We start from the raw sequence: 1,192 nt of genomic DNA on the forward strand, positions 1-1,192 counted from the left end.
GCGGCCGCGGCGCCCGCCACGCCTGGCTGTACCACCAGCGCCTGGCGATAATCGACAACGAGGAAGGAATCGGAACCCATGACAGCGAACCGCAGGTATGACAGCACTGTGGCTTGCTCATCTCGACGGTGTTGCGGTCTTTGTAGAGCGTGGCATCGTGGCTGGCCGGGCGGCCTCCGGCCGTTCCCTTCTTCTTGCGGTTGGCGGCCTGGTCGGCCTTCTCCGGAATCACCGCCTTGATGTTGCGTCTGCGCAGGTAGGCACGGGTGGCGCGGGAAGAGTACGCCTTGTCGCCAGCCGCTGCGTCTGGCCGGGTCCTGGGGCGGCCGACGGGGCCGCGCACCTTGATCTTCTCCAGGACGGGGATGAAGCGCGGGCTGTCCGCGGCCTGACCGGGGGTCAGGACGATGGACAGCGGACGGCAGCGCCGCTCGACGGCGAGGTGGACTTTGCTGGTCAACCCGCCCCGCGAGCGGCCCAGTTCAGCGGCCCGTAGTCGGGCCCTGCGGCGTCGGCGCACGACGCGGCGCTGTTCCCGCTCAGGGTCCTCCCTGTCCTTGGGCACCTCGCCTACAGAGTCGTTTCGCCCCTTTGCTGTAGCCCCTTTTCCTCCGCCACGGCCTTCTCCAGGTCTTCGAGAAGCTCAGGGGCGACCACCATTCCTGCTGCATGGTGATGTGCGCGGGCGACGGTCGAGTCCACGCTGACCAGGCTGAGGTCGACGTCGTCGCGGGCCGCCGCCTCGTCGATCATCGCGTGCATGAGGGTCTGGAAGACTTCGTCACGCGCCCACATCCGAAACCGGTCGTAGATCGTCGACCAGGAGCCGTAGCTCTCCGGCACATCCCGCCAGGGGCTGCCGGTACGGAACCGCCACATCACCGCGTTGAAGTAGCTGCGCAGATCAGGGATCGGCCCGAACGCCCCCAGCGGCAGGTACGGCTCGACCAACTCCCACTCACCATCGGTGAGATCACCACGAGTCACGCGACCGGTCTACCGCAGCAAGCACCCTCCTGAAGCGGAAACGACCGAACCGTGATCTCAACTCAGAACAGGCCCTACTAGGGCTTGGTCATGTTGATCTTGGCGGTGCGTGTCCTTCGGCCGCTGCATGCGTTGAAGGTGTGTGACGCCGGAAGAAATCGCAGCCATCCGTGGCGAGTTGGAAGCATTCGCAGCTGATGTCTTC

1 pseudogene is annotated in these 1,192 nt (G+C 65.9%); it reads right to left on the reverse strand.

The window, feature by feature from the left end:
• Positions 1-121: 121 nt before the first annotated feature.
• Positions 122-987: pseudogene (locus P2L57_RS39820) on the reverse strand (transposase); the annotation flags it as partial.
• Between the last annotated feature and the right edge of the window lie 205 nt (positions 988-1,192).

This window comes from Streptantibioticus ferralitis (assembly GCF_029223525.1).
GTDB lineage: Bacteria > Actinomycetota > Actinomycetes > Streptomycetales > Streptomycetaceae > Streptantibioticus_A > Streptantibioticus_A ferralitis.